Raw genomic sequence first — 406 nt, forward strand, 5'->3', positions numbered from 1 at the left:
CCCTGCATCACTTTGCTGATCGCGGGGTGAGCGATGAGGTGGCCGGCCTGGTCGATGACAAATCCCTGGCCGCTGCGGCCCACGCGGCTTTCGGAAACGATGAGCCAGATAGGCTTCAGACTGATTTCGGCGATGACCGAGTTGGCGACAACTAAATTGTCGTAACTGGCCATCGCCACGGTTATGGAGGGTTCGGAACCCGGGCGATAAATGACTGGGCCGTACCAGATCTTCGCCGTCCTGGCGCCCACGACAGCGGGATCGCCTGAGCGATCCGCGCCACTTTCTGTCCTGTTTTTGCCAGTGCGAGAGATGTGCAGCCGCTCCGCGCCAGTACCGTCGACAATACTGATGCTGAGGATTCCCTGGGCCTGGTGCATCGCTCGTACGGCAAGAAGCCGGAGCT

General features: G+C 60.6%; 1 protein-coding gene. It reads right to left on the reverse strand.

Annotated elements, in window-relative coordinates; all coding sequences use genetic code 11:
• A partial coding sequence (locus EN742_RS37495) for a cache domain-containing protein (protein WP_189375790.1) occupies positions 1-380 on the reverse strand: 380 nt, incomplete at its 3' end.
• Positions 381-406 lie beyond the last annotated feature (26 nt).

It is taken from the genome of Mesorhizobium sp. M4A.F.Ca.ET.020.02.1.1 (assembly GCF_004022645.1).
GTDB lineage: Bacteria > Pseudomonadota > Alphaproteobacteria > Rhizobiales > Rhizobiaceae > Mesorhizobium.